Below are 23265 nucleotides of genomic sequence, written 5' to 3'. Positions count from 1 at the left end.
ACTCGTCCGTGGCGGCCGACTTGTTGAAAAAAGAATATGCTGGCTTTACTTACGAAAGAGGATCCCATGCCGCGCGCACTTCGCATCCTGGCGCTTCTGTTCCTGCTTGTCCCCTTGGGTCAGGCGGGCGGCGTCGCGCAGCACTCGCCGTTGCGGGTCGGGATCTATGCGAATGCGCCGAAAGTGTTCATGCGCGAGGACGGCAAGGCGGCCGGCCTGCTGGTCGACCTGCTGCGGGAAATCGCCAGCGCCGAACAATGGCCGCTGGAATTCGTCGCTTGCGAGTGGCGCGCCTGTCTCGACGCACTCGCCGCCGGCGAGATCGACATGTTGCCCGACATGGCCTGGTCGGAAGAGCGCGCCCTGACCTATGGATTCCACCAGGTGCCGGCCTTGCACAGCTGGTCGCAGCTGTATGCCGCGCCCGCCAACCGGATCCGCTCGCTGCTCGACCTGAAAGGCCGCCGCATCGCCGTGCTGGCCGGTTCGGTACAGGCGCAGGTGCTGCCGGGCGTCCTGGCGGGATATGGCGCCGTGCTGGTGCCGGTTCCTACGCTGGAACAAGCGCTGACCCTGGTCGAGGAAGACAAGGCCGATGCAGCCGCGGTCAACAATTACTATGGCGAAGCCCAGGCGGGCGCGCATCGCCTGGTGGCCACGCCGGTGGTATTCAATCCGGTGCGCCTGTATTACGCCGTGAAGGCCGGACGCCACCAGGACGTGCTCGCGGCCATCGACAAACACCTGGCGCTCTGGCGGGCAGACCCCAACTCGGTGTATTTCAGTACGCTGCGGCGCTGGCAGCCGAGTGGCCATGCGGTGGTGTCGCCGGCACTCCTGTGGGCACTGGCCGCCGCCTGCGGCCTGCTGCTGTCGGCGCTGGGCGTGGCGAGCTGGCTGCGGCGCGAGGTGGCGGTGCGCACGCGCGAACTGCGCGACAACGAGCGCAAACTCGCGACCATCCTCGACAGCGTCGATAGCCTCATCTACATCAAGGATGCGCAGTCGCGCTTCCAGTACGTGAACGGCGCCGTGTGCCGCATGTTCAACCGGCCAGCGTCGGCCATCATCGGCCAGACCGACGCGATCCTGTTCAATGAGCAGGAGGCGAAGATGACGCGCGCCGCCGACCTCGCCGTCATCGAGGGGCACCAGCGCTTCGTGTCCGAGGAGCGCCTCAACGGCAAGGTCTACCTGACGACCAAAATCCCGCTGATGCACGACGAGAAGGTGACGCAGCTGTGCGGCATCACGACCGACATCACGCCCCAGAAGCAGGCCGAGGAATCGCTGCGCATCGCGGCCATCGTGTTCCAGTCGGGCGAAGGCATGTGCGTGCTCAGTCCCGATGCCGTGATCATCGAAGCCAACCAGGCCTGGGCCGCGCTCTATGGCGAGGACGCCGAGGCCTTGCCCGGCACGGCGTTCCCGCACTTCTCGCTGGACGCCGACGGCGACGACTACCGCGAACGCATGTGGGACAGCGTGCGCGCGGCCCAGTCCTGGCAGGGCGAAGTCTGGATGACGCGCCGCGATGGCCGCCGCTATCCGGCCTGGCTGACGGTGAGCGCCGTGCGCGACGCGGCCGGCATCCTCACCAATTTCGTCTGCACCCAGTCGGACATCAGCGCGCGCAAGCAGGCCGACGAGAAGATCGTCCAGCTGGCCTATTACGATTCGCTGACCGGGCTGCCGAACCGGCGCCTGCTCTACGAACGCATCGGCCATTATGTCGGCCAGCAAGGGCGCCAGCGCCGGGTCGGCGCCCTGCTCTTCCTCGACATGGACAATTTCAAGGACCTCAACGACAGCCGCGGCCACGTCGTCGGCGACCACCTGCTGCAGCAGGTCGCCGCGCGCCTGCTGGCCTGCGCGCGCGACACCGATACCGTGGCGCGCCTGGGCGGCGACGAGTTCGTGATCCTGCTCGAGTCGATCGCCGACGACGCGCTGGCAGCCCAGCAGCATGCCGAGACTGTCGGCGTGAAAATCCTGGGGGCCCTGCGCGAGCCGTTCGAGGTCGGCGGCGCCGTGCACCACGCCAGCTGCAGCATCGGCATTGCCCTGTGCACCGGCGACGAAGGCGGCCTGGACGACCTGATGCGGCGCGGCGACCTGGCGATGTACGAAGCCAAGCGCCAGGGCCGCAACACGCTGAGTTTCTTCCATCCGTCGATGGAACTCGAAGTCACTTACCGCACCGCGATCGAGACCGAACTGCGCGCCGCCCTCCTGCATTCGCAGTTCGTGCTGCACTACCAGGGACAGGTCGACGGCGACGGCATCCTGACCGGGGCCGAGGCGCTGGTGCGCTGGCAGCATCCGGCGCGCGGGCTGATCGGCCCGGCCGGCTTCATCGCCATCGCCGAAACCTCGGGGCTGATCCTGCCGCTCGGGCGCTGGGTGCTGCGCACCGCCTGCGACCAGCTGGCGCTGTGGGCCGCCTCGCCGGCCACGGCCCATTTCACCCTCGCCGTGAACGTCAGCGTGCGCCAGTTCCTGCAGGGCGACTTCGTGGAAGAAACGCTCGCCATCGTCGCCGCCAGCGGCGCCGACCCCGCGCGCCTGAAGCTGGAGCTGACCGAGACCCTGATGATCGAAGGCGTCGAGGAAACCATTGGCAAGATGCTGGCCCTGCGCAAGCACGGCATCTGTTTCTCGCTGGACGATTTCGGCACCGGCTATTCGTCGCTGAGCTACCTGAAGCGCCTGCCGCTCGATCAACTAAAAATCGACCAGAGTTTCGTGCGCGACGTGCTGATCGATCCGAACGACGCCTCGATCGCGCGCAGCGTGGTGGCGCTCGGCAAATCGCTGGGGCTCAAGATTATTGCGGAAGGGGTCGAGACCGAGGCCCAGCGCACGTTCTTGGCGGGGATCGGGTGCGATCACTGGCAGGGGTATTTGTTCAGCCGGCCGGTGGATGCGGCAACGCTCGAAGAATTGGCGGCGTAGGGTTTCGCAAACGAAAAAAAAGCGCACCCAAAGGTGCGCTTCAATCATCAGGCACGTCCCGGCCGTTTGGTTGTACCAACGGCTTCTGTCGAACGTGTGTCTCCTCTCATGATCTCCGGTATGGACTACCGTATTTTTCTGCCCTCCCCAAGACTGTATCCGGGTTGCCTGCACCGCTTTGGTGCCGCAGCGCCCAATCATAACGCAACTGTTCAACGGAGAATAGTTTTTTATATACGGTTTCTGAAAACCAAACATGGCCGAGGTTTCTCCGCCACAGGCTCCGCTTTTACTGACCGGTGCGTCATTATTTTCTGACCGTTTCGCGGGTGATTGCATCGATCAATTGCTTGCCGATGCGCCCTTCCATCTGGCGGTGCACGGGCAGCAGGGCCGCACGCCACTGGGCCTGTTGCTGCGGCGTCAAATAGTGGATCGACGTCTTGCCCGCCTTGCGGATCGCTTCCAGGGCGCGGTCGTTGTCGCGCTGGGCGATCGTCTTCTCGAACGCGGTGGCGTCACGCATGGCCCGCTCAAGCGCCGCGCGCACGTCGCCCGGCAAGCCATCCCAGAACTTGCGGTTGACGATCACCGCATACCCCAGGTAGCCGTGGTGCGACACCGTCAGGTGCTGTTGCACCTCGTGCATGCGCTGGGTGTACATGTTCGAGGGCGGATTCTCGGTGCCGTCGACCACGCCCGTTTCGAGCGCCTGGTAGGCTTCCGAGAAGGCCATCACCTGGGGCCGGGCGCCGAGCGCGCGCATCTGGGCGTCGAGCACGGTGGAAGACTGGATGCGCATGCGCAGGCCGCGAAAGTCCGCCGGCGTCAGCAAAGGGCGGTTCGCCGACATCACCTTGAAACCATTGTCCCAGTAGGCCAGGCCGGTGATGCCTTTCGACTGGAGCTTGCGCAGCAAATCGCGCCCGACCGGGCCTTCGGTGACAGCGTACAGCGCCGCTTTCGAGGGGAAAATATAAGGCAGGTCGAAGGCTTCGAATTCCTTCACGCCGAGCGGGCCGAACTTCGCCAGCGAGGGCGCCAGCATCTGGACCGCGCCCAGTTGCAGGGCTTCGAGCTCTTCCTTGTCCTTGTAGAGCTGGCTGTTCGGATACACTTCCACCTTGACCCGTCCGCGCGTGAACTGTTCGGCGAGCAGTTTGAAGCGCTCGGCCGCCTGCCCTTTCGGGGTGTCGGGCGCGACCACGTGGCTGAATTTGATGACGATCGGGGCTTGCGCCCAGGCGTTATTGAAGGAGGCGATGAGGACCAGTGCGGCGGCGAGGAATTTGATGGTCATGCGTCGTCAATAGATTGAAATAAGTGGGCAGTTGCATTGCCGCTATAGAAGTCCACAATAGCATCGCCCAAGAAAACCTTCCACCACCCAATGAAAAACCCGTTCTCGCTACGCCGCCGCGCCAACCTGGCCCGCCCCTGGCGTTGGCTGGTGCCGGTCTTGCTGGTGCTGCTGTTTCTCGCCGTCCTGTTCTGGCTGCCCTGGCAGGCGCGCCAGATGGAAACCACCGAGCGCCAGGAGCAATTGATTGCCGACACGCTGTGGGTCGAGCAGACCCTGCGCTTCGAACTGGCGCGCAGCGAGGAAGCGCTGGCCGCGCTCGGCATCGACCTGGTCGGCAAGCCGCCGGCGCCCGCCGTCCTGCAGGCGCGCCTGGCGCAAATGTTCAAGAACGGCCCGGAACTGCGCCGCGTGCTGTGGCTGGGCCCCAATGACGAGGTGCTGGCGCGCCATGGCACCGAGCTGGCCGTCGCCCGGCCCGCCGCCGGCGAAACCCATGAGATGGCACGCCTGACCAAGGCCGGACGCTACAGCGAGCCCTACGGCGCCAGCGCCCATCTGCCCGGCTTGCTCGACTACCACTTGCCGCTGTACCGCAACGGCGTGTATGTCGGCAGCCTGGTGGCCACCTACAGCCTGCAGGTGCTGCTGAGCGAAAGCGTGCCCTGGTGGTTCGCCCAGGACAATGCATTGGCCCTGCTCGACCGCAACGATTTTCCCGTTGCCGCGCGCGCCGATGGCGGCCCGGGACGCGGCGTCTACACCCACCGCCGCCCGCTCGACTTGCCCGGTGCCTCGATCGTGCTGGCCACCGACAGCGTCAAGAACGCGCCGCGCCTGCTGCCCAACCTGCTGGTCGGCTCGGTAATCGCGCTGGCGCTGGGACTGCTGTGGAGCCTGCTCACGCTGTGGCGCCACATCTCGCGCACGCTGGCGGCCGAGAGCGCGCTGCGCCAGCAGATGGCGTTTCGCACGGCCATGGAAAATTCGCTGATCACGGGCCTGCGTGCGCGCGACCTCGAGGGCCGCGTCACCTATGTCAACAAGGCCTTCTGCGAAATCGTCGGGCTGCCGCCGGAGGAGCTGGTGGGCAGGAAGCCGCCCATGCCCTACTGGGCGCCGGAGGTGCGCGGCGAGTACGAAGAACGCTTCGCGGGCGTGCTGGCCGGTACCATCACGCCCCAGTTCGAAACCGTGTTCCAGCGCTCGGACGGGGTGCGGGTGCCGGTGCTGGTGTTCGAAGCACCCCTGGTCGACAGCCGCGGCGACCAGACCGGCTGGATGAGTTCCATCCTCGACATCACCGACCGCAAGAAGGCCGAGGAACTCAATCGCCAGCAGCAGGAAAAACTCGAGACCAGCGCGCGCCTGGCGACCATGGGCGAGATTTCGTCGATGCTGGCGCACGAGCTGAACCAGCCGCTGGCCGCCATTTCCAGCTACACGGCGGGCGCCCTGAACGTGCTCGAACGCGCAGACAAGGGCGTGCCGATCGAACCGGCCCTGCTGCGGCGCGCGCTGGAGCAGGCGCGCCAGCAGGCCCAGCGCGCTGGCCAGATCATCAAGAGCGTGCACAAGTTCGTCAAGAAGAGCGAGCCGCAGCGCGAAGCCGTGGCCATCCACAGCGTGGTCGAAGGCGTGCGCGCGCTGATCGAGCTGCAGGCACGCCAGTCGTATGTGGCGCTGCACATCAACTTGCCGGCGCAGCTGCCGCCGGTGCTGGCCGACCGCGTGATGCTGGAACAGGTGCTGCTGAACCTGACGCGCAACGGCATCGAGGCGATGGCGCAGGTCGCGCCCGAAGCGCGCATCCTGCACATCACGGCCGCCGCCGACGCCGCGCAGGTATCGGTCTCGGTGCTCGATCACGGCCACGGCATCGCGCCGGAAGTGGCCGAACGCCTGTTCTCGCCCTTCTTCTCGACCAAGGCCGAAGGCATGGGCATGGGCCTGTCGATTTGCCGCACCGCGATCGAATTCCACGGCGGCACCCTGACCCATGCGCCGAACCCGGATGGCGGCACGGTCTTCACCTTCAGCCTGCCGCGGGCCGACGCGAGCACCCCCGCCGAGCTACAATGACGCCAAACAGGAGACCCCCATGCTGCATATCGTCGACGACGAAGACGTGATCCGCGACGCCCTCGCATGGCTGGCGCAGTCGCGCGGCCTCGCGGTGCGCGGCCATGCGGGCGGCCAGGCCTTCCTCGACAGCGTGGGCGAACCCGATCTCGAAGGCGACTGCGTGTTGTTAGATGTGCGCATGCCCGACATGAACGGCATCGCCGTCTTCGACCAGCTCATCCAGCGCGGCTGGCTGGCGCGCATGCCCGTCATCTTCCTGACCGGCCATGGCGAGGTGCCGATGGCGGTCGACTCGCTCAAACGCGGCGCCTTCGATTTCTTCGAAAAACCCTTCAACGACAACGAACTGATGGACCGCGTCGACGAGGCCCTGGCCGCCTCGCGCGCCGCCGCCAGCGCGGCATTGGTGCAGGCCCGGCTGGCCACGCTGTCGGCGCGCGAACGCGAAGTGCTCGACCTGATTTTGGCGGGCAAGATGAACAAGGTCGTGGCCGACGAATTGGGCATCAGCATGCGCACCGTCGAGGTGCACCGGGCGCATATCTTCGATAAGATGCAGGTGAAGACGGCGGTGGAGTTGGCGGGCTTGCTGAAGTAGGCGTTCGTGCGTTCGTGGGGCTGTTGCCTGTACCGTTAATGGTCCGCATGATCCGCGTGGGCACAGGGTGCCCACCCTACGGGACACGCCACGTATCCGGTTTTCGCATGATCTCGCCGATGGCGGTGCCCGTAGGGTGGGCACTCCGTGCCCACGCGGATCGTGCGTAACGAAAACGGCACAGGCAACAGCCCCACCCCGTCCGCAAGGGAGCACTCCCTTTCCACATTCGCTTGTAAAATCCATATCGAATACGTCGCTACCCGCGCCCCCGCAGGCGTCAACTTCTCTAGGGAAAGCAGATGAACGACAAGACAGTTGCAGACAGGATGTTTTTGCGCAACGCGAAAGCGATGCAAATCATCAATGGCGCAGTGCACCCGACGGCCGTATCGCAGTTTCCGCAAGAACTGATCAAGGAAGGCGATGGCCCTTTCGACGTGATCATGATGTTCTGCATGAACCGCAAGGACCTCGAGCAATTCCTGCCGCAGGCCAAGGAACGTCTCAGCGACAAGGGCTCGCTCTGGATCGCCTACCTGAAGCAGACCGCCTCGAAAGCCACTGATATCAATCGCGACTCAATCAACGAGTTTCTGAAGGAAAACGGTATCACAGCCGTGGCGATGATCTCGATCGACGGTGACTGGTCGGCAATGCGCGCCAAACGCATCGAGCTATGACAGGTGGCGTTCGAGTGCCCATGCCACGTGTTCGCGCACCAGCGCGGACGGGTGCTCTGCGCGCGCTGTCAATGCCGCCACGATAAGCGGATCGCCGCGGCGTCCCTCCGCTGCATTCCCCATCCCCACGGCCAGGTTGCGCAGCCAGCGCTCGTGGCCGATGCGCCGGATCGGACTGCCTTCCATGCGGCGGTTGAATTCTTCTTCTTCCCAGCCGAACACCTCGACCATGCTCGACGCGCCCAGGCCATTCCTCTCCTCGAAATCCGGCACCGTCGCGCGCTGGGCGAACTTGTTCCAGGGGCAGGCCAGCTGGCAATCGTCGCAGCCGTAGATGCGGTTGCCGATCAGGGGCCGCAGCTCCAGCGGAATGCTGCCTTTGAGTTCAATCGTCAGGTAGGAAATGCAGCGCCGCGCATCGAGCCGGCCGGGGCCGAGGATGGCTTGCGTCGGGCAGACGTCGATGCAGTTGCTGCAGGCGCCGCAGTGGCTGGATGTGGGAGAATCAACAGGCAAGGGCAGGTCGACCAGGATCTCGCCGATGAAAAAGGTGGAGCCGGCGTCGCGCGAGAGCAGCAGCGTGTGCTTGCCGCGCCAGCCCAGGCCGGCCTTTTCCGCCAGCGGCAATTCCATCACCGGCGCCGAATCAGTAAACACCCGGTAGCCGTATTCGCCGATCTCGGCTTTCACGCGCTCGGCCAGCTGGGCCAGGCGGTTGCGCAAGACCTTGTGATAGTCGCGGCCGCGCGCATACATCGAGACCACAGCAGCGCCCGGTTCGAGCTGGCGCGCCAGCTCGCGCTCGCGCCAGCCCTCTTGCAGGGGCAAATAATCCATGCGCGCCACGATCGCACGCACCGTGCCGGGCACCAGTTCGGCCGGCCGGGCGCGCTTCATGCCGTGGCTTGCCATATAATCCATCTCGCCGTGGTGGCCCGCCGCCAGCCAGGCGCGCAGGCCTGCTTCGGCGTGCGCGAGGTCGACGTCGGCGATGCGCACGTCGGCAAAGCCGAGTTCGCGTCCCCAGGCCTTGATGGCGCGGGTCAATTCCTGCGGGTCGGGGAGGTCGATGGACATTCAGGCAACGGAAAAATCGCGGCACGGATGCGCGCCGCCCAACCTACCATTTTAATTGATGCAGCCCTTCACAGCCTACCTGCCCGACGAATCGGCGACATTGGCCCTCGGCGCCGCCCTCGCGCGCGCCGTTGCGCCCGGCCTCGTCATCTACCTGCACGGCGACCTCGGCGCCGGCAAGACCGCGCTCACGCGCGCCCTGCTGCGCGCCACCGGCTACCAGGGCACCGTGAAAAGCCCGACCTATACCCTGTCCGAACCCTACCGCGTTCAGATTGGCGGCGAACCCGTCGACATCATTCATTACGACCTGTACCGCATGGCCAGCCCGGAAGAATTCCTGGATGCCGGTTTTCGCGAGGATTTTGATGGCCGCAACATCTGCATCGTCGAATGGCCGGAAAAGGGCGAACCAGTGTTGCCCCCACCCGACGTCCGTGTGCTGCTCGAAGTCAGCGGTGCCGGACGTACTGTAGAATTGCAGGCGTTGTCCCCACAGGGCCTGCTATGCCTCGACCGCCTCTCCTTTCCCGCCCGTTGACGTCCCCCGCCCGCCGCCGTACCGTCCTGAAAATCGGCGGCACGCTGTTGCTGTCGGTGGTCGCCCCGCTGCCCGCGCGCGCCGCCCAGATCCTGGCCGTGCGCGTCTGGCCGGCAGACGACTACACGCGCGTCACGCTGGAAAACGACACCAACCTCAAGGCCGAGCATTTCCTGGTGCCCGATCCGCCACGGCTGGTGGTCGACATCGACGGCCTGGCCCTGAACGACACGCTGAAAAGCCTGGTCGCCAAGATCGAATCGAACGACCCGTATATCAAGCAGGTGCGCGTCGGCCAGAACCGCCCGAACGTGGTGCGCCTGGTGTTCGACCTGAAGGAAGAAGTCAAGCCGCAGGTGTTTACGCTCGCGCCCGTGGCCGAATACAAGCACCGCCTGATCTTCGACCTGTATCCGGTGCGTGAAGCCGATCCGATCGCCGCCCTGATCGAAAAGGGCGAATGGTCGCCCGGCGACGGCACGCCGAACGCCGTCCCGGCCGTGCCGGTGCCCTCGACCCAGCCTGTCGTTCCCGATCCGGTGGCGCGCCTGGAAGCGGAAATCGCCGCCATGAGCGGCGCCGCGGCCCCGCGCACCACCCAGCCGACACCGTCTCCGGGCAAGCCGCTGCCCAAGCCGCCCGTCAACAGCGTGGCGCGCATGGTGACGATCGCGCTCGACCCGGGCCACGGCGGCGAAGACCCGGGCGCCATCGGCCCGAGCGGCACGCGCGAAAAGGACATCGTGCTGGCGGTGGCGAAAAAACTCAAGGCACGCCTCGAAGCGCTGCCGAACACACGCGTCATGCTCACCCGCGACGGCGACTATTTCGTCCCGCTCGGCACGCGCGTCGAAAAGGCGAGAAAGGTGCAGGCCGACCTGTTCGTCTCGATCCACGCCGACGCCTTCATCGAAGCGCGCGCACGCGGCTCCTCGGTGTTTGTGCTCAGCGAAAAAGGCGCCAGCTCGACCGCGGCGCGCTGGCTGGCGACCGACCAGAACAAGGCCGACATGATCGGCGGCGTGAACCTCGCCAAGCACGACCGGCAGCTGGCCAGCGTCCTGTTCGATCTGTCGACGACGGCCCAGATCAACGACAGCCTCAAGCTCGGCAAGGCGGTGCTGGGCGAAATCGGCGGCATCAACCGCCTGCACAAGGCGGCCGTGGAACAGGCGGGCTTCGCGGTGCTGAAAGCTCCGGACATCCCGTCGATCCTGGTCGAGACGGCCTTCATTTCGAATCCTGAAGAGGAAGCGAAACTCAAGGACGACGACTACCAGGAGCAGCTGGCGGGCGCCATCACCAAGGGCATCAAGCGCTATTTCGCGGCCAATCCGCCGATGGCGAAGAGCCGCACGACCTGAGGCGCCGGCGAATTCACGACTATACTGGCGAGCACTCATCAAGGATGAAGGAGCCGGTATGTCGCAATTCGATGCGTCCCCCACGTCGCAGCAAGTGATCGGCCTGATCGGCGGCATGAGCTGGAAAAGCTCGGCCGAATATTATCGGCTGATCAATGAAGGCGTGCGTGCGCAGCTCGGCGGTTTGCACTCCGCGCGCTGCCTGATGTGGTCTTTCGACTTTGCCGACATCGAGGTCTTGCAGCGCACCGATCGCTGGGACGAGGCGGCCGCCTTGATGGTCGATGCCGCGCAACGCCTGGAACGCGCCGGCGCCGACTTCCTCGTCATCGCCACCAACACCATGCACATCGCCGCGCCCCAGGTGCAGGCGGCTACCACGCTGGATCTGCTGCACATCGCCGACCCGACCGCCGCGCGCATCAAGGCCGCCGGGCTGCGCCGGGTAGGCCTGCTGGGCACCGCCTTCACCATGGAGCAGGATTTCTACAAGGGGCGCCTGGCCGACAGGCACGGGCTCGAGGTGCTGGTGCCCGAATCGTCCGACCGCGCGACGGTCCACCGCATCATCTATGAGGAACTGGTGCAGGGACGCATCCTGGACGCCTCGCGCCAGGCTTATCGCCAGGTGATCGACCGCCTCGTTGCGCGTGGCGCGGAAGCGATCATCCTCGGCTGCACCGAGATCATGCTGCTGGTCTCGCCCGAGGACAGTCCTGTGCCCTTGTACGACACGACCGGTTTGCATGCCGAAGCGGCGGTCGCGCGGGCGCTTCGGCCATCAGGCTGAAACACGCCAAATCATTTCTCTCTTCCGGCCGCCTGTATCCGAAAGCCGGGTTGTCCGTCGGCTGCTTGCCATGATTCGACCGCCACGCGCACGATTGCACGGGTACCGACCACGCTGAAGATGTAGGTGTCGCACCGTGGCTTGCATGCACCGCCGACGACCGCTTTGAGATTGACCCGGCGTACTTCACCGGCAGTGCGCGCGATCGCGGCGTCGTGGCGAAGGAAGCGCTCGGCACCATCACGGTAGGGGTCGTTTTTCCAGTAAAACTGGTACGTGAGGCCGCCAAGGAGCAGGAGCGCCAGCGCGATCGCCAATGGAGCGCGATTGACCCAGCCCTGAATATCCGACGCATCCTTGAACAAGCCCATACTGTCCTGAGTCCCTGTAGTTGAAGCAGATCGGCGCGCAATCTGGCGATGCGCCCGTACGTAGCGGTGCATAATACACAACCATGATTTGCCTCCGATAGTCCCATGCGCACTCTTCCCATCCGCCTTTGCCCGCAACAAGACCTGCGCCATGCCCTCGCTTCGCTCCTGGCCGAGCACCAGCTCAGCGCCGCCTTTGTATTGCAGGGAGTCGGCAGCCTGAGCACGGCCAGTATCCGCTTCGCGGGCAGGGACGAAGCGACGCAGCTGCACGGCGACCTCGAAATCCTGACGCTGGCAGGCTCCCTGTCGCCTGATGGGGTGCACCTCCACATCTCCGTGTCGGACGCCGACGGCCGCGTCCTTGGCGGGCATGTCGCGCCGGGCTGCATCGTGCGTACGACGGCGGAGATCCTGGTGGCGCTGCTGCCGGAGCACGCCTTCAGCCGCGCGCCGGATCCGGCATCGGGCTGGGACGAACTGGTGATTCGCCCGCTGGCCTGACGCGTTCGCGCCCATGGCACATTGCCGGCATCTGGCGGCGTGGCATACTAGCCGGTCCCCATTCGCACCGTTCTCGACATGAACCACCTTGATGCCGCCATTTCGACCACTTTCGGCCAGCTGCCTTCCCTGCTGCTCACCGCCCCCGATGGGGCGCAGGCGAGCATCACGCTCTACGGCGCGCACCTGATCTCCTGGCGCGGCGCGGACGGGCGCGAGCGGCTGTTCTGCAGCGCCAAGTCGGCGCTCGACGGCAGCAAGGCGATCCGCGGCGGCGTGCCGGTGATCTTTCCCCAGTTCGCCGAACGCGGCGACGGCATGCGCCATGGTTTTGCGCGCGTAAGCAACTGGCGCGTGGCTCACACTGGCATCGAAGACGGCTGGGCCTTTGCCGTGCTGGCGCTGGCGCCGCCGGACCTGGCGCAGCAACACGCGCAAGCCTGGCCGCATGGTTTCGAACTGGCGCTGCGCGTTGCGATTCGCGCCAACGAGCTGGCCATGGACTTTGAAGTGATCAATACCGGCGCGGCGCCCTTCCCCTTCGCGGCGGCGCTGCATACCTATTTCCTGGTCGACGATGTGGCGAACGTGCGCATCCTCGGTGTGGAACGCGAGGAGCTGGCGATCACCGATAAATTCGACCGCGTGTATGAAGCTGCCGAGCCGCGCCTCGGACTGGTCGACGGCGGTGTCGTGCTGACGCTGCGCCAGCAAGGCTTCCCTGACGCGGTCGTGTGGAATCCGGGGGCGGAGGATGCGGCGGCGCTGGCGGACATGGCCGATGAAGAGTATCGGCGCTTCGTGTGCATCGAGCCGGCCTTGTTGAACGGGCCGGCGCTGCAACCGGGCCAAAGCTGGCGCGGGGAGTATCACGTCAGCTGAACGTTAGCGTGTAGCGCAGGGACGTAGGGTGGGCGGGTTCCCCGCCCACCCTACGTCCCAGAAGCAAGAGCAGAAAGTCAATCCCGCACCAAAAAAAAGCCGGCATCGCCGGCTTTTGTTTTAATTCGATTCCTTGACCATCCGCCCACCGCTCTCCTGCAGCGGGCGCGCATTGAGCGGATACAGGCGCGAGAACAGGGCCATCTGCGCGGGAGATGCCGTCATCGGCTGCTTCATCACCATCCACAAGACGTTTTCGGTGCAGGGCGGCTCGGTCAGCGAGCCCATGTAGGTGTAATACTCGCGCCGGTTCGGCAGCAGTTCGAGCGCGTCGAGTTCCAGGCCGGGCGAGCCGAGCTGGCCCTTTTCGAGCGGGATGTTGTTCCAGATGGTCTGGATCGCGTCGTTGCCCTTGCCGCGTTCGAGCAGCACCGCCACCACCGCCAGCTTGCCCTTCGCGCCGCGGTGCACAAGGTGGATCACCATCTCGGTGCCCTTGCCGTTGATGCGCTCTTCCGAAGGACGGTGGAAGTGGAACTGGACCAGCTCGAAGCGCTCCGGGCCGACGTTGATGTAGTTGCCGCCGGCGACATTCACCTGCACCGTGTGGCCGTTGTCGATCTCGGTAAAGGTTGAGGGACGGTAGTCGAAATCGATCTCGTCGAGATTGACCTTCATGCCGTCGCGGATGTCGATCGGCGACTGGCGGCTGCCCTTGCCGCACTGGGCCCAGGCCGGGTTGATCTTGCCCCAGTTTTCCGGGCCGAATTCACCGTCGTAATCCCAATGGGTGCTGATCTTCGGCGCGGCGGCGATCGCCGCTTCTTTCTTGCGCCGGGCGTCGGCTAGCTTCTTCGCCTTGGCCGCGGCGGCCACGCGCGCGGCCTGCTTGGCGCGCATCTCGGCCAGGCGCTCGGCGATCTTGACCGACAGGTCGACCTGGTCGTCGTCGTCCGGCGCCGAGACGGCGGCGGCGACCTTGTCGGCCGTGGCGGCACTCGCCTTGGGCGGCTTTTCGACGAGCGATTTGTCGATGACCGGCTTGTCGACCAGGGGCTTGGCGGCCGCCGGTGCAGGCGCCTTGTCAGCCTTCTCGGGCGCGGCCGGCTTCTCGACGGCCTTGGCCGGTTTCGACAGCGCAGCCGCCAGTTTCGCGGCATCGGCCGCTTTCTTGTCGGCTTCCGTGGCCGGCTTTGCGGCAGCGGGCGCGTCGGCGGCGCTTGCGCCGAGCATGAAGAAGCTGGAGGCAATCAGGGCGATCAGGTTACGCATGGGGGTGGGGAAATGGTAGCTCACCCTGTCTTAACGACGCTTCTCTACGGAAACTTGAGCAGGTAAACGCAAACGCGCCGGATTAAATCCGGCGCGCTGGTCATTCGGGCAAGAAGCTTGTTTCCAAGCTATTAGCGGCTCAGCACCTTGCGTCCAAACTTGTACAGGCCGCCCAGGGCGAGCGGCACCAGCGCCGCGCTGACGCCGACGAGGACGATTTCGGTCAGGTGGTTGCGCACCACCGGGATATTGCCGAAGAAGTAACCGGCCGTCACCAGGCTGGCCACCCACAGCACGGCGCCGGTCACGTTATAGAGCTGGAAGCGCCAGTGGGTCATGTCCGACACGCCGGCGACGAACGGGGCGAAGGTGCGCACCACCGGCACGAAACGCGCCAGGATGATGGTCTTGCCGCCGTGCTTTTCGAAGAAATCGTGGGTGCGGTGCAGCGCGTCCTTGTTGATCCAGCGGTAGTTATGCGTGAACATGCGCTGGCCGACGGCTTCGCCAATATAGTAATTCAGGGTGTTGCCGGTAATCGCCGCAATGATGAGCAGCGCCATCAGCAAGGGATAGCTCATCTGGCCGGTGGCGCAGAAGGCGCCGGCGATGAACAGCAAGGTGTCGCCCGGGAAGAAAAAGAGGACCACGAGACCCGTTTCGCAGAACACGATCGCAAACAGGACAATGTAGACATAGATGCCGTACTCGGCGAGCAGCACACCCAGCGTCTTATCGACATGAAGAATCATGTCGAAAAATTGCATCAGATCCATAATTTTCCTAAACGGTAACGTCGAATCATACCACCAGTCAGCCACGCCAGACCTGCGCGGCATTCCCGGCTGCACCAGTTTTTAAGGAAGTGTTAAGTTTTGCAGACAGGGTGAAATTCGCGATTACAATTACTCAACATAAACTACAAGTCGGAGCGGGAGATGAAGGCAGTCCGGATCGCAGTACAGGTGGGCGTGGCGTTGGCCATGCTGGCAGGCAGCGCCGCGCAGGCAGCAGCGCCCAAGAAAGAATTGGCGCCGAAACCGAGCGTCGGCGACATCGTCAAGGAATCGACCGCAGCCGACTGGCGCGCCCTCGATCCCGAGAACACGCTGTACATGGACTTGCCGGCCGGACGCGTCGTGATCGAACTGGCGCCCACCTTTGCCCCGAACCACGCCGTCAACATCAAGGCGCTGGCACGCGAGAACTATTTTGATGGCCTCGTCATCCTGCGCTCGCAAGACAATTTCGTCGTCCAGTGGGGCGACCCGGACGAAAAGAATCCGCGCCCGGTGAAAAAGGCGAAGGACAAGCTGAAAGGCGAGTTCACGGTGCCGCTAAAGAATGATCGCCAATTTACGCGCCTGAAGGATGTGGACGGCTACGCGCCCCAGGTCGGCCATTCGAACGGCTTCCCGGTGGGACGCGACCCGAAAGCCGGGGAGACCTGGCTCGCGCACTGCTACGCGATGGTGGGCGTGGGGCGTGACGCCGATGCCGACAGCGGCGGCGGCACGGCCCTGTACGTCGTCACCGGCCAGGCGCCGCGCCAGCTGGACCGCAACATCACCGTGGTCGGACGCGTCGTGTCCGGCATGCCGCTGCTGTCGACCGTGACGCGCGGCCCGGCGCCGATGGGCTTCTTCGACAAGCCGGAGATGCAGGTGCCGATCAAGACCTTGCGCGTGGCGGCCGACCTGCCCGAGGCTGAGCGTAGCAAATTCGAGGTGATGCGTACCGAGAGCGCCACCTACCAGAAGGTGGTCGAGGCGACGCGCAACCGCGGCGGACCGTGGACCAAGGTCGCGGCCGGTCATGTCGACCTGTGCGCGGCGCCGATTCCGGTGCGCGAGGCTAAATAAAGGGACGGCGATAAGCCGGGGGCCACGGGATATAATCGTGGCCATGAACGCGCCCGTCCCCACCCATCGCCCCATCCAGCAGCTGAACGATCAGCTGATCTCGCAGATCGCCGCCGGCGAGGTGGTCGAACGGCCCTCGGCTGTCGTCAAGGAGCTGCTCGAAAACGCGCTCGACGCGGGCGCGACCCAGATCGCGATCCGGCTCGAGGAAGGCGGCGTCAAGCGCATCGCCATCACCGACAACGGCCGCGGCATCGCACCCGAGCAGCTGCCCCTCGCCCTGGCACGCCATGCGACCTCGAAAATCGCCTCGCTGACCGAGCTGGAAAACGTGGCCACCCTGGGTTTTCGCGGCGAGGCGCTGGCCTCGATCGCATCGGTGGCGGCCGTGTCGATCACCTCGAGGACAAAGGATGCACCGCACGCCTGGGAAATCATCGGCTCACACCTGGGTACGGTGGCGCCCTCGTCCGGCCCCTGCGGCACCACGATCGACGTGCAGGACCTGTATTTCAATACGCCCGCGCGCCGCAAATTTTTAAAAAGCGAACAGACCGAGTATGGCCACTGCGCCGAAGTCGTGCGCCGCATCGCGCTGTCGCGTCCGGACGTCTCGTTCAGCCTGACCCATAACGGGCGCACGATCGACCACTGGAACGTGTGCGAGATGGCCAAGCGAAGCAGCCAGATCCTGGGCAGCGATTTCGCCGAAGCGCGCCTGGCCATCGACGAAGCCGCCGGCCCCTTGCGCCTGCACGGCTTTGCCGGCTTGCCGACCGCCTCGAAGGCGCGCGCCGATGGCCAGTTCTTTTATGTGAACGGGCGCTACGTGCGCGACAAGCTGCTGGTGCACGCGGTGCGCGCGGCTTACCAGGACGTGCTGCACGGCGACCGTTTTCCGTCCTACGTGCTGGCGCTCGACCTCGATCCGGCGCTGGTCGACGTCAACGTCCACCCGTCGAAAATCGAAGTGCGCTTCCGTGACAGCCGCGCCGTGCACCAGTTCGTGTTCCACGCGGTGCAGCGATCGCTCGCCGCGACCTCGGCCACGGCGCACGGCAGCAGCCCGGCGCCGATCAGCGCGGCCGAGATCACGCCATCGAATACGGACTGGCGCCGTCCGCACGAGCAGACCGGTTTCGGCACGCAACTCAGCCAGACCTTCTCGCCCTCGCCCTTCCCGGCCGGCAGCCGCTGGGATGCGCCCGAGCAGGGCGGGGTCGCGCAGAGCACGGCGAACTACGGCGCGCTGTTTGCCGATTCGGCGGCGCGGCCGGCGTCGTCCGCCGCCATGCCGATGCCGGCGCCCTCGAATGGCCCCAGCAACGACGACTTCCCGCTCGGCTTCGCGCTGGCCCAGCTGCACGGCATCTACATCCTGGCGCAGAACACGCGCGGCCTGGTGCTGGTCGACATGCACGCCGCGCACGAGCGCATCCTGTACGAGCAGCTGAAAAACGCGCTCGACGCCCAGGTCGACGGCCAGGACATGCAGGTGCAGTCGCTCCTGATCCCGGTCACCTTCTTCGCCGATGCAATCGAAGTGGCCACCGCCACCGACCACCAGGAAACCCTGCAGGCGCTCGGCTTCGACATCGCCGCCCTGTCGCCGACGACGCTGGCCGTGCGCGCGGTGCCGACGCTCCTGAAAAACGCCGACGCCCAGACCCTGGCGCGCGACGTGCTGCGCGACGTGCGCGAATTCGGCGGCTCGCGCGTGCTGATCGAGCGCCGCAACGAACTGCTCGGCACCCTCGCCTGCCACACGGCCGTGCGCGCCAACCGCATCCTGAGCAATCCCGAAATGAACGCGCTGCTGCGCCAGATGGAAAGCACCGAGCGCGCCGACCAGTGCAACCACGGGCGCCCGACCTGGGTCCAGCTCGACATCTCGGCGCTCGACAAACTTTTTCTGCGCGGCCAATAAATGATGGGTGAATCGAAGGACGCCAAGCCGCTGGCTGTGGCGATCATGGGGCCGACCGCCTCGGGCAAGACTGCCGCCGCGCTGGCGATCGCGCGCGAAATCCCGAGCGAGATCATCTCGGTCGACTCCGCCCTCGTCTACCGCGAGATGGACATCGGCACCGCCAAGCCCACGCCGGAGGAACTGGCCGCCGTGCCGCATCACCTGATCGATATCATCGACCCGCGCGAGGCCTATTCGGTGATGCAGTTTCGCACCGACACCCTGCGCCTGGTGGCCGAGATCGGCGCGCGCGGCAAGCTGCCGCTGCTGGTCGGCGGCACGATGATGTATTTCAAGGGGCTGACCGATGGTCTGGACGACTTGCCGACGGCAGACGCCGACGTGCGCGCCGCCATCGACGCCGAAGCCGCGCGCATCGGCTGGCCCGGCATGCACGCAAAACTCCAGGCGCTCGACCCGGTGACGGCCGCGCGCCTGGCGCCCGCGGACGCCCAGCGCATCAACCGCGCCCTGGAAATCATCGCGCTGACCGGCAAACCGATGTCGGAACTGCTGGCGCTGCGCGCGAAACCCGAGCTGCCCTTCAACTTGGTCTCGTTCGCGCTCGAGCCGAACGACCGCAGCGTCCTCCACAAACGGATCGCGCTGCGCTTCGATGCAATGCTGGGCGACTCGGACGACGAAGGCATCGTGGCCGAAGTGGCGCGCCTGCGGGCACGGGGCGATTTGTCGCCGACCCTGCCCTCGATGCGCTGCGTCGGCTACCGCCAGAGCTGGGATTATTTGGATGGCAAGATCGACCGCGCGGCGCTGCGCGAAACGGGCATCATCGCCACCCGCCAGCTGGCCAAACGCCAGATCACCTGGCTGCGCGCGATGCCGGACCGGATCGTGGTCGACTGCCTGGGGCAAGACCCGGCCGGCGAAATCCTGGGGCACTTGCAGGGCTTGCCAAGTTAGCAGCACGCCAAAAAACCGTGGTTGCTCCGCGTACACAGCCTTGACACAACGCGCGGCGCCTTGGATAATAGCGATCTCTTGGTGATATAGCTCAGTTGGTTAGAGCACAGCACTCATAATGCTGGGGTCGGTGGTTCAAGTCCACCTATCACCACCAGAATTCAGGCAGATGGCTTGGCTCCTCAGGAGTCGGGCCATTTTGCTTTAGAGCGCCTGTCAACGCTCTGGTACCGCTTCGGTGATATAGCTCAGTTGGTTAGAGCACAGCACTCATAATGCTGGGGTCGGTGGTTCAAGTCCACCTATCACCACCAGATTCGCCGCGCAAAGACCAGGCCCCGCTCACATCGAGCCGGGCCTTTTTTTGTTGGGGTCAAGCTGACGTTCCCGCGTCATCCTCGATGAACTGGCGTACGAAATCGAGCGCCGACACGATGCCGACAATTGCATTATTGTCGGTAACCAACACATGATGAATGTCGTGCGCCACCATCATCCGCGCCACATCGCTCAGTGTCGCGCCGGGACCAACTTCCACCGGCTTGTACGAGCAGATTTCCCAGGCATGCACTTCCTGCGCTTTGCGCTTGTCATGGCGCGCCTGGGCCAGGTCGCGCGCGCTGATGATGCCAAGGACGGCGCCATGGGGGCGCTCGATGACCGGAACGGCCGACAAACGATGCTGGAACAAAATGGCTTCGACCTGCTCGAGCGTGGCGTCCATGTCGACCGTCGTGGCCTGTGTCTGCATGATCGATGCGATCGGCTTGCTCATGGGGTTCTCCCTGCCCGCGGCGCGCGTCCCAGCCGCTGCTCGAGGTCGAGCACCAGCCGCGTGGTGCGCAAGATGGTGTCGGGATTGAGGCTGATGGCGTCGATGCCGAGCCGCACCAGGTAGTCCGCCACCTCGGGATAGTCCGATGGCGCCTGCCCGCAGATGCCGACATGGCGGCCGTTGCGCCGCCCGCCCTCGACCGCCTGACGGATCAGCTCGGTGACGCCGGGGTCGCGCTCGTCGAAATCGAAGGCGACGATCTCGGAATCGCGGTCGACCCCGAGCACCAGCTGGGTCAGGTCGTTCGAGCCGATCGAGAAACCGTCGAACAGCGCGGCAAAGGCGTCGATCTGGATCACGTTGTTCGGAATTTCGCACATCACATAAATTTCCAGGCCGTCGACGCCGCGCTCGAGTCCCTGCGCCGCCATCGCCGCCAGCACCTGCCTGGCTTCGGCCACCCGGCGGCAGAACGGGATCATCAGCTTCACGTTGTCCAGGCCCATCTCCTGCCGTACCCGCTTCATGGCCCGGCATTCGAGGGCGAAGCCGTCGGCGTAGGCCGGATGGGTGTAGCGCGCGGCACCGCGAAAGCCCAGCATCGGATTTTCCTCGCGCGGCTCGAAGTCGGCGCCGCCCAGCAGGCCGGCGTATTCGTTGGTCTTGAAATCGGACATGCGCACGATGACCGGCTTCGGATAAAAGGCCGCGGCAATCGTCCCCACCCCTTCGGACAAGTGCCGCACGAAATAGTCGGCCGGCTGCGCGAACAGGTGCGTCAGCTGGCCGATGGCGGCGCGCACGGCGTCATCGCGCACGCGCTCCGGATGGGCCAGTGCCATTGGATGGGCCTTGATCTGGTCGGCGATGATGAATTCCATGCGCGCCAGGCCGACGCCGTCGCTGGGCAGCAGCGCGGCGTGGAAAGCCAGGTCCGGGTTGCCGATGTTGAGCATCAGATGCGTGGCCGGCTTGCCGAGGCCGGACAGGTCGGTCGTGGTTTTTTCGAACGGGATGCGCCCGCCATACACGTGGCCGCGGTCTCCCTCCGCGCAGGAGACGGTCACTTCCTCGCCGCTATGAATGGTGTCGGTCGCATTATCGCAGCCGACCACGGCCGGGATGCCGAGCTCGCGCGCCACGATGGCGGCGTGGCAGGTGCGCCCGCCGCGGTTGGTGACCACTGCCGCCGCCATTTTCATGACCGTGCCCCAGTCGGGCATGGTGGTGTCGGCGACCAGGATCTCGCCCGCCTGGAACTGGTTCAGGTGGGCCACATCGTGGATCACGCGCGCCACCCCGGATGCGACCCGGGTGCCGACAGCGCGCCCGCTGGCACGCGCCGGCCCGGTGGTCGCCAAGCGGTACTCGTCGTAGCTGGCCAGCGATTTTTGCGACGCCACGGTCTCCGGCCGCGCCTGGACGATATACAGCTGGCCGTCGATGCCGTCGCGGGCCCACTCGATATCCATCGGCATTGGGTGGCCGGCGCGCGCGCTGTAGTGCTCTTCGATCACGAGGGCGGCGTCGGCCAGCGCCAGCACGTCCTCGTCGGACAGGCAGAAACGGCGCTGGTCGTGCAGCGAGGTAGGCACGTTGTGCGTGCTTTCGCGCGCCGTGCCGCCTCCATACACCATCTTGATCTGCTTGCTGCCCAGCGCGCGCCGCAGGACGCAGCGGCGCCCCTGGCGCAGGGTCGGCTTGAAGACGTGAAATTCGTCGGGGTCGACCGTCCCCTGCACCACGTTCTCGCCCAGTCCATAGGCGCCGGTAATGAAGACAAGGTCGCGAAACCCGGACTCGGTGTCGAGCGTGAACATGACGCCGCTCGCGGCCAGGTCCGAGCGCACCATCTTCATCACCCCGACCGAGAGGAATACCTTGAAATGGTCGAAGCCGTTCTCGGCGCGGTAGCTGATGGCACGGTCCTTGAACAGGCTGGCGAAACAACGGCGCACGGCGTCGAGCAGGCGCGCTTCGCCACTGATGTTGAGATAGGTCTCGTGCTGGCCGGCGAAGCTCGCCGTCGGCAAATCCTCGGCGGTGGCGGAACTGCGCACGGCCACTGTCAGCTGTTCGCCGTATTGCGACTGCAGCCGGGCCCAGGCGGCCGAGACGGCCGCAGCGAGGTCGGGGGGCAGCGGCGCAGCGTAGACGATGTCGCGCGCCCGGCGCGCGCGCCGCGCCAGGTCGTCGATATCGTGAACGTCCAGGCCATCGAGCGCCGCATGCAGCGCCGGCCAGGCATTGGCCTGGTCGAGCACATAACGGTAGGCCTCGGCGGTGATGGCGAACCCGTTCGGCACGCGCACGCCCTGCGCCGTCAATTCCCGGAACATCTCGCCGAGCGAGGCGTTCTTGCCCCCGACCAGGGCGACGTCGGCATTGCCCAGTTCCGAGAACCAGCGGATATGGCGCGTGTCCGCATTCATCAGCGATCGCCTGCCCTGCCTAGCCGGCGTGGCCCGACGCCCGGCCGAGCGCCTGCTGCAGCGGCTTGGCCTGGGCATTGCTCACGCTGGCGCCGGCGATGTCCTTGGGTGAGAGCGTGCGCCCGTAATAGGCGTTGGTCAGCTTCTCGTTGTAGCGGATACCGGTCAAGCCCACTGCGGCGGCGTCGCCAAACAAGCCCTTGGTGCCGCTCCAGGCAACGACGTCGCCCGTGCCCGCTGTGCCCATGGCCAGCTTCGACCAGTTGACCACGGTGAGGCCGGCTTCGGCACTGAGGGAAAAATTGGTCCGTTTCATGAATTCGTTGACCGCCTTGTCGTTGTTCAGGACCATGGCGATCGCCCCGCCTTCACCGCCTGCCTGCAGGCCCACGGTCAGTCCGCCGAGGTCGTAGAAGGCCGGGCCGCTCCAGCTGCCGTCGGCGTGCCTGAGCAGCAGCAGGCCGGCGCCGCCCTGGGCGCCGACGCCGAGCGCCGCGCGCCCGAACTTGGGCACGATCAGGATCCCCTTGGCCGTTTGCAACAGCTGTTTCATGCGCGGATCGGCCTCGATCTGGGGCACCACCGCCAGCGCCGCCGTGACGCGCGCTTCGGCGTTATTCTGCGCTTTGGAAACGGAATCGGCGGGCGCTGCCCGGGTGGCCGGGGCCGGGGTCACAGCCGGGGCCGGGGCCTGGGCCTGGGCAAGGCCGTACAGCGACAGCGCGGCGACGCAAGCAATGGCGCTGGCACGCCTCTTGTGTTCGATTGGCATGATGTCCCTCCCGCAAGCAGTTGTTGAGCAGTGGTGTCAGGTCATGCTAGTCCCGCGACGGGCGGGCAGCCTTTGATCCACATCAAGCGCGCGGACATCGGCCATGGCACGT

Annotated in this window: 20 protein-coding genes and 2 tRNA genes; 14 read left to right on the top strand and 8 right to left on the bottom strand. The window is 65.6% G+C overall.

The genetic code is table 11. From position 1 onward, the window contains the following. Positions 1 to 66: 66 nt before the first annotated feature. On the top strand, positions 67 to 2955 hold the full coding sequence (locus NMB41_RS03715; protein WP_494381138.1) for an EAL domain-containing protein: 2889 nt from the start codon (positions 67 to 69) through the stop codon (positions 2953 to 2955). Positions 2956 to 3262: 307 nt separating this feature from the next. Here the strand turns inward: NMB41_RS03715 and NMB41_RS03710 are convergent, their stop codons facing one another. After that, complete coding sequence (locus NMB41_RS03710; protein ID WP_494381137.1) at positions 3263 to 4255, bottom strand: TRAP transporter substrate-binding protein; 993 nt, start codon at positions 4253 to 4255, stop codon at positions 3263 to 3265. 90 nt (positions 4256 to 4345) lie between these two features. On the opposite strand from NMB41_RS03710, the gene NMB41_RS03705 reads away from it, so the two are divergent. From NMB41_RS03705 to NMB41_RS03695, 3 genes are all read left to right on the top strand, one after another. Further along, positions 4346 to 6337 (top strand): sensor histidine kinase, encoded by a 1992-nt coding sequence (locus NMB41_RS03705; protein ID WP_494381136.1) that lies wholly within the window; start codon positions 4346 to 4348, stop codon positions 6335 to 6337. 19 nt (positions 6338 to 6356) lie between these two features. Beyond that, positions 6357 to 6938, top strand: coding sequence for a response regulator transcription factor (locus tag NMB41_RS03700; protein ID WP_494381135.1), 582 nt, complete (start codon positions 6357 to 6359; stop codon positions 6936 to 6938). Positions 6939 to 7240: 302 nt separating this feature from the next. Beyond that, entirely contained in the window at positions 7241 to 7621 is a 381-nt protein-coding gene (locus tag NMB41_RS03695) for a DUF3052 family protein (protein ID WP_494381134.1), read from the top strand. Here NMB41_RS03695 and queG read toward each other — a convergent pair. Then, positions 7616 to 8698, bottom strand: coding sequence for a tRNA epoxyqueuosine(34) reductase QueG (gene queG / locus NMB41_RS03690; RefSeq protein WP_494381133.1), 1083 nt, complete (start codon positions 8696 to 8698; stop codon positions 7616 to 7618). The two genes, NMB41_RS03695 and queG, sit on opposite strands and share 6 nt — an antisense overlap. A 58-nt stretch (positions 8699 to 8756) precedes the next feature. On the opposite strand from queG, the gene tsaE reads away from it, so the two are divergent. Genes tsaE through NMB41_RS03675 form a run of 3 tightly spaced genes read left to right on the top strand, consistent with a single transcriptional unit; the run spans position 8757 to position 11393 of the window. After that, the gene (gene tsaE, locus NMB41_RS03685; RefSeq protein ID WP_494381132.1) at positions 8757 to 9239 is read left to right on the top strand and encodes a tRNA (adenosine(37)-N6)-threonylcarbamoyltransferase complex ATPase subunit type 1 TsaE; all 483 of its coding nucleotides are present in this window, start codon (positions 8757 to 8759) and stop codon (positions 9237 to 9239) included. Further along, positions 9206 to 10603 (top strand): N-acetylmuramoyl-L-alanine amidase, encoded by a 1398-nt coding sequence (locus NMB41_RS03680; protein WP_494381131.1) that lies wholly within the window; start codon positions 9206 to 9208, stop codon positions 10601 to 10603. The genes tsaE and NMB41_RS03680 overlap by 34 nt, the downstream gene beginning before the upstream one ends. Before the next feature lie 58 nt (positions 10604 to 10661). Further along, entirely contained in the window at positions 10662 to 11393 is a 732-nt protein-coding gene (locus tag NMB41_RS03675) for an aspartate/glutamate racemase family protein (protein ID WP_494381130.1), read from the top strand. 11 nt (positions 11394 to 11404) lie between these two features. Here the strand turns inward: NMB41_RS03675 and NMB41_RS03670 are convergent, their stop codons facing one another. Beyond that, on the bottom strand, positions 11405 to 11764 hold the full coding sequence (locus NMB41_RS03670; protein ID WP_494381129.1) for a hypothetical protein: 360 nt from the start codon (positions 11762 to 11764) through the stop codon (positions 11405 to 11407). A 105-nt stretch (positions 11765 to 11869) separates the two neighbouring features. Here NMB41_RS03670 and NMB41_RS03665 point away from each other — a divergent pair, with 105 nt between their 5' ends. Then, on the top strand, positions 11870 to 12268 hold the full coding sequence (locus NMB41_RS03665) for a PPC domain-containing DNA-binding protein (protein WP_494381128.1): 399 nt from the start codon (positions 11870 to 11872) through the stop codon (positions 12266 to 12268). A 78-nt stretch (positions 12269 to 12346) separates the two neighbouring features. Beyond that, entirely contained in the window at positions 12347 to 13150 is an 804-nt protein-coding gene (locus tag NMB41_RS03660) for an aldose epimerase family protein (RefSeq protein WP_494381127.1), read from the top strand. 120 nt (positions 13151 to 13270) lie between these two features. On the opposite strand, the gene NMB41_RS03655 is transcribed toward NMB41_RS03660, so the two are convergent. Together NMB41_RS03655 and NMB41_RS03650 are read right to left on the bottom strand one after the other, a co-directional pair. Beyond that, positions 13271 to 14422, bottom strand: a complete 1152-nt coding sequence (locus NMB41_RS03655; protein WP_494381126.1) for a carbonic anhydrase — start codon at positions 14420 to 14422, stop codon at positions 13271 to 13273. A 131-nt stretch (positions 14423 to 14553) separates the two neighbouring features. Next, complete coding sequence (locus NMB41_RS03650; protein ID WP_494381125.1) at positions 14554 to 15198, bottom strand: VTT domain-containing protein; 645 nt, start codon at positions 15196 to 15198, stop codon at positions 14554 to 14556. A 162-nt stretch (positions 15199 to 15360) separates the two neighbouring features. On the opposite strand from NMB41_RS03650, the gene NMB41_RS03645 reads away from it, so the two are divergent. The 5 genes from NMB41_RS03645 (at position 15361) to NMB41_RS03625 (ending at position 19488) form a co-directional block, all read left to right on the top strand. Further along, positions 15361 to 16284 carry a peptidylprolyl isomerase gene (locus NMB41_RS03645; RefSeq protein ID WP_494381124.1) on the top strand — a complete coding sequence of 308 codons (924 nt, stop codon included), beginning with the start codon at positions 15361 to 15363 and terminating at the stop codon, positions 16282 to 16284. Between the two features lie 43 nt (positions 16285 to 16327). Then, complete coding sequence (gene mutL, locus NMB41_RS03640) at positions 16328 to 18211, top strand: DNA mismatch repair endonuclease MutL (RefSeq protein WP_494381123.1); 1884 nt, start codon at positions 16328 to 16330, stop codon at positions 18209 to 18211. Next, entirely contained in the window at positions 18212 to 19174 is a 963-nt protein-coding gene (gene miaA, locus NMB41_RS03635) for a tRNA (adenosine(37)-N6)-dimethylallyltransferase MiaA (protein WP_494381122.1), read from the top strand. Positions 19175 to 19254: 80 nt separating this feature from the next. Further along, a tRNA-Met gene (locus NMB41_RS03630) sits at positions 19255 to 19331 on the top strand. Between the two features lie 80 nt (positions 19332 to 19411). Further along, a tRNA-Met gene (locus NMB41_RS03625) sits at positions 19412 to 19488 on the top strand. Between the two features lie 59 nt (positions 19489 to 19547). On the opposite strand, the gene NMB41_RS03620 is transcribed toward NMB41_RS03625, so the two are convergent. From NMB41_RS03620 to NMB41_RS03610, 3 genes are read right to left on the bottom strand one after another with little or no spacing between them, the layout of a single operon-like run. Further along, positions 19548 to 19949, bottom strand: coding sequence for a CBS domain-containing protein (locus NMB41_RS03620; RefSeq protein WP_494381121.1), 402 nt, complete (start codon positions 19947 to 19949; stop codon positions 19548 to 19550). Next, positions 19946 to 22381: a phosphoenolpyruvate synthase gene (gene ppsA, locus NMB41_RS03615; protein ID WP_494381120.1), complete on the bottom strand. Its 2436-nt coding sequence runs from the start codon at positions 22379 to 22381 to the stop codon at positions 19946 to 19948. The genes NMB41_RS03620 and ppsA overlap by 4 nt, the downstream gene beginning before the upstream one ends. Positions 22382 to 22400: 19 nt before the next feature. Continuing rightward, positions 22401 to 23153 (bottom strand): lipid-binding SYLF domain-containing protein, encoded by a 753-nt coding sequence (locus tag NMB41_RS03610; protein WP_494381119.1) that lies wholly within the window; start codon positions 23151 to 23153, stop codon positions 22401 to 22403. Positions 23154 to 23265 lie beyond the last annotated feature (112 nt).

The sequence above is a fragment of the Massilia sp. FBCC-B171 genome (genome assembly GCF_059134155.1).
The sequence above is the reverse complement of the archived record's forward strand: the minus strand, read 5'-3'. Positions and strand labels throughout refer to the sequence as shown.